The organism is Occallatibacter sp., from assembly GCF_049802275.1.
Lineage (GTDB): Bacteria > Acidobacteriota > Terriglobia > Terriglobales > Acidobacteriaceae > Telmatobacter.
In genome coordinates, this window is the sequence record NZ_JBARMD010000329.1 from 1 (window position 1) to 5,195 (window position 5,195).

General features: G+C 58.2%; 4 protein-coding genes. 2 read left to right on the forward strand and 2 right to left on the reverse strand.

The features are described from left to right. On the reverse strand, positions 1 to 508 hold a 508-nt coding region (locus tag WA354_RS11460; RefSeq protein WP_472813146.1), incomplete at its 3' end, for a Rossmann-fold NAD(P)-binding domain-containing protein. A 350-nt stretch (positions 509 to 858) separates the two neighbouring features. Here WA354_RS11460 and WA354_RS11465 point away from each other — a divergent pair. Beyond that, on the forward strand, positions 859 to 2,355 hold the full coding sequence (locus tag WA354_RS11465; protein ID WP_472813147.1) for an AsmA family protein: 1,497 nt from the start codon (positions 859 to 861) through the stop codon (positions 2,353 to 2,355). Positions 2,356 to 2,568: 213 nt separating this feature from the next. Further along, the gene (locus tag WA354_RS11470) at positions 2,569 to 3,300 is read left to right on the forward strand and encodes a hypothetical protein (RefSeq protein WP_472813148.1); all 732 of its coding nucleotides are present in this window, start codon (positions 2,569 to 2,571) and stop codon (positions 3,298 to 3,300) included. An 81-nt stretch (positions 3,301 to 3,381) separates the two neighbouring features. Here WA354_RS11470 and WA354_RS11475 read toward each other — a convergent pair. Then, positions 3,382 to 5,195, reverse strand: a 1,814-nt coding sequence (locus tag WA354_RS11475) for a xanthine dehydrogenase family protein molybdopterin-binding subunit (RefSeq protein WP_472813149.1), incomplete at its 5' end; no start/stop codon positions are given.

Here is a 5,195-nt window from a genome sequence, read left to right on the forward strand (position 1 = left end):
CCTTTGCAGGCGGAATGGTACCGGCGGCGGTCATCAGCATCGGGAAAAGCCGCGGCAGCACTCCGGCGGCGTTGATGACGGCTTTGTATCCGGCAACGGTGGCCATGGAGGAAAGCGCGTCCATTGACTGGGCGCGGCTGATGCGCGGCACTAATTCCATGCTGAAGAGGGTGACGTGGAGGGCGATGGCGGTGGCCAGCGCTGAAGGCGCCTCGAGCGGTCGCAGGAAGCCGATGACGGCGGCTCCGGATTTGAGCAGGGCTTGGTCGGATGCGCTGGGGGCATTGACCACTGGAATCAGGTCCGCCTCGCCGAGGATGGATGGGCGGTCGCCGGTGACCGTGGCGCCGGCTGCCGAATATGCGTCATCGGATGCTCCGGCCGCTTTACCTGCGCCGGATTCAACCACGACTGTGATGCCCTGGGCCAGGAGCGATTTGAGGTTTTCAGGCAACAGAGCGACGCGAGTTTCGCCGAGAGCGGTTTCCTTGAGAATGCCTAAAAGCAATTTGCCTCCACAGCAGATGGTTGGGGTTGAACGACTACAACGGTACGCGTAATGGCGTGCCGCGTCATCTTGAAAATTATTGAACAGGCAGGCGAGTGATCGTGTGATGTCGATCACTATGTCTGCGACCTTCAGAATTCGATCTCTGCGACGTATCTGGATGTCCGAGGGCGTGATCCCGGGCAGGTGGCGGCCAAGGTTCTCAGATGACTAACAACGGGAGTTGCGTGCGAGCGCATCCAACGAGTGAAAGCAGTTTCGGCGGGGTTTTACTCATTCAAATTCAGCAATCCACTGAACGGGCGCCTGCGCGCACATCGAGACTTTGGCGCTGGGGAATTCCGGCCCTGGTGGCAGTTGCGATCCTGGTAATCGTTGCTCAGATTGTGTTGGCGCGGGCCGGCCCGATTTTAAAGGGACGGGTTATAGAGACGTTGCGCGCCAGATTCGACAGCGACGTACAATTGGATACCCTGCAGGTAAGCATTGCTCATGGACTCGAAGTGACCGGGAGCGGCTTGCGCATTTTTCCGCAAAACGATCAGCCGACCGGCGGGAACCAAAAGCCACTGATCGCCGTTGGGCAATTCCATTTTCGGGCGTCGCTGCTGGGATTGTTCTTCAAGCCCACTCACGTCACCCAGGTGAAAGTTCGCGGACTCGCGATCAACATACCTCCAGCCGACCAGCGGCAAAAAGGCGGACACCAGCAGCGCCTGGGCAAGGTGAAAATCAGGGTCGATGAGATTGTCTGCGACGACTCGGAACTGGTAATTGACACGGACAAACCGGACAAGGACCCGCGCGTGTTTCTCCTGAAGCACGTGGTTTTAAGGGATCTGGGGCCGCAAACGGCGTGGCCGTTCGACGCAGTTCTGACCAACCCGATCCCCAAAGGGGAGATTCACGCATCGGGAACATTCGGCCCGTGGAATGCGGAGGCGCCGGGCGGCTCCGCGGTGGCTGGGAAATACCTCTTTGAGCACGCGGACATGAATACCATCAAAGGGATCGGCGGAGTACTGAGGTCTACGGGCAGCTTTGAAGGCCAGCTAAATCGAATCGCCGTTCGCGGAAAGACTGAAATCCCGGATTTCTCGCTGGATACGGCAAATCACCCCATGCCGCTGTTCACAGAATTCCAGGCAGTTGTGGACGGGACGACCGGCGACACCTACCTCGAACACGTTCAAGCCAAGCTGGGCAGTTCCGAATTTTCCTGTCATGGTGCCGTAATCGATGTGAAGGGGCAGGGACACAAGATTGATGTGGAAACGGATGTGCCCAACGGGCAGATCGCGGATTTTCTCGGGCTCGCAGTGAAAGCCAGCCCCGCGCCGATGACGGGGTTGCTGGCCCTTCAGGCGAAGCTGCAGATCCCTCCCGGCAAGCAGAGCGTGAGCCAGAAAATGACGTTGCTAGGCGCGTTCACGCTGCGGCAGATTCATTTCACGAATCCAACGATCGAGGACAAGGTTGACCTGATGAGCCTGCGGGCCCAGGGAAAGACGGATGACCTGAAACCCGGCGCTCCGGACGTGACTTCGGAGATGACAGGACGCTTCGCAATGCGTGACGGCGAACTCGTGTTTTCACGGCTCGACTACGCTTTGCCGGGAGGGAACGTGCACCTCACCGGGCGCTATACGATGGACGGCCGCAAATACAAATTCGTGGGAAAGGTGCACACCCGGGCGGAGGTTTCACAGATGGTTGCATCGAAGTGGAAGAGTCTTCTGCTCACGCCGCTGGATCCGTTTTTCAGCAAGCATGGGTGGGGGACGGAGATTCCGATAAAGGTGACCTCGGACACGAACGGAAAACCCAAGTTCGGGTTCGCGCTCTGAGGATAATTTCTTCTGCGTATAGACATGATTCTTGAAGGCGCCCCTCAATTATGGATCGATGCATGGTCAAGTTCAAACGCAGATCCTTCGACTGCACTCCTCTCAAGAGGTCGCTGCGGCGATACGGTGCCTGATCCAGATTGCAGCCTGACATTCACAAACTCATTCTCAAGACCGAAAAACAAAGAGTTGAGGAGATATCTCTTCGCAATTTTGCAACCGCTTTTGCTGTGTTCGTGCGCATTGGCGTCGCCGCCTACGGCTGCGGCTGCACAGAGTGATCACTTCGCGTCGTTGCAAGACAAGCAGGAGCTTCTCTCCAGTCAAGACAAGCAGGAGCTCCGCTCCAGTTTTGAGCGCGACGGCCATGTGGTTCCAGAAAGCCCGGCCGAGTACCACAGGATCAGTGCAGAAGGCAGGCTTGAGTGGATCGCGCGCGCAACGGTCGGCAGAACAAGCCTTGTCGGAGGTATTTTCTCAGCAGGCCTGGGAACAGCCGTCGACAGTCCTTCAGAATATGGCCCGCACTGGGAGGGTTTCGGCAAGCGCTACGGCATGCGACTGACTGGCATTTCCACTGGCAACGCCATCGAGGCTAGTTTAGGTGCGGCCTTGAACGGGGAGGATCCGCGCTACTTTCATACGATTCACCGGCCCTTTGGATCGCGCGTGAAGAACATTGTGGATCTTACCTTTCGCGCTTACCAGAACGACGGAGAGCGCCACCTGGCTTACGCGCGGTACGCGGCTACGTTTGGCAACAACTTTCTTTCGAACGCCTGGCGAGCTCCAAGCGAAGCCGATTGGCAGCACGCTCTTATTCGCACAGCGGAAGGCTTTGGGGACCGCGCGCTTTCCAATACTTTTCGTGAGTTCATGCCGCAGGTCTTGAGGAAACTACGCCACAAGCCCGATCCGTTTCCAGCCGATGTCCATCGTCCTTGAGTGTGGGTGACCCTCGTGAATCCGCATGCAACCTGTCGAGATACGCGACGCCCGAATGACTGCCCATCGCCGACGGACTGGTTACGCCTTCAAAGCGTCCTTCACGTAAGCGGGCTTCATCGGGAGCCGCCGCATCGCCCTTCCGGTTGCATCGTGGAGAGCTGCCGCGATGGCCGGCGCGGCGAGTGCGTTCGCAGCCTCCGAGCCTCCGCCGTATTTGCCGACACTGGGATTGTGAATCAACTCAACCTTAATTTCCGGTATGTCGGCCATGGTCAGGATTGGATAGCTCAACCAGTCATCCTGGGTTACGCCGCTCTCATCAAAGGCCACCTCTTCGAGCAGCGCAATGCTGATTCCCATCACCAGACCACCTTCAATCTGCCGCTTCAACTGAATCGGGTTGATGACGACTCCCGGATCAACGGCCATCGTGCATTTCTCCACCGCAATCGCGCCAGTGCTGGGAGTGACCGCGATGTGGCAAACGCACGCCCAGTAGGTTCCGTCGCGAAGCATCAGCGAAACTCCGCGGCCTTGCACGGGCGTCGCTCCCGTGGAAACAGCATTAGGCCGTGGCGAAGGCCGCGTGTCCCAGCCGGACGCTTCACGCGCCGCCTTCAGCACGCCGACGGCGCGCTCTTCCTTTGTGTTGTCGATTCTGAATTGAATGGCATCGACGCCTGCGAGCGCGGCCGCCTCACTGATCGCCAGTTCGCGCGGATAATTCTGCTGGAACTGCACCGGTGTGCGCATGCTGTGATCGCGGAGACCGACGGCAATCGGTGAGGCCTTTTGGCCCACCTGGAATGTGCCGTGACCGCGCTCAATCACATTCGCGGTCTCTGCATAGAGCCATTCATCTGAAATGTTGTTGACCGTTGAGGTAATGAAATCGCCATGAAGGTCTGGCGCAGGCATGGTAGGCAGTCCGGCGATCACCGCGCCCACCGGCCGATCATCCTGCATCGGAGGCATAAAGTGGTCAATCTGGTATGCGGCGAGTTTGCCTTGATCGTCGACCGCCAGCTCAACATCAGAGTACGAGGCCGGCGATTGCGTGGACCACTGGATATCGTCCGCGCGCATCCACTGTACGCGTACTGGTTTGCCGACAGCCTGCGACAAGAGGACCGCCTCGTCTTCCGCTCCGGCGTTTCCACCATTCGATCTTCCATAATGTCCGGGTCCGGGATAAATGTGCACGATCACGTGATCGATCGTTGTGCCCAGCATCTTCGCAATCTCTCCGCGCAGTTGCTGCGGATTTTGATTGTGCGTATGAATGTGCACCGTACCATCTGCCTGCACATCGCCAATAGCCATGGTGGGGCCTATAGGCGCGTGCTTCATATAAGACACCTGGTAGGTGGCGGAGAGCTTCTTCTTTGCCGATGAGAGCGCCGCGGTCACGTCGCCTTTGGTCGCGCCGCTCTTCATCACCGGCGTGGATTTCCAATCCGCCTCGTTCTTCAGGTAGTCGTACAGCTTCGCGCTGCCCGGCAGGCCCTTCCAATCTGTCCACCTGGTGTCCTTCGCGAGCTGCTGGGCAGCCTGGATCGCCTCCCACTCAGTGGATGCAACCACCCCAACGAGATTGCCCTTCACGACGACTTGGGAATGTGGAAATCTGGCTTTGTCCAACTCACCAGCCGAGACCAGTGTGGATCCAAGAGTCTTTGGATGTATCACGCGACCATGCAGCATTCCGGGGAGACGCACATCCGTTGCCCAAGCCGCTTTCGACGTCACCTTCGATTGAATGGCGGAACTCTTGAATGACTTGCCGATAACCGTGTATTCGCTTACCGGCTTCATCGGCGGATTACCCTCGACGCTCAACCCCATGATGCTGGTCAGATCTCCTCGGACGGGAATCGTAAGGTTCAGTTGCC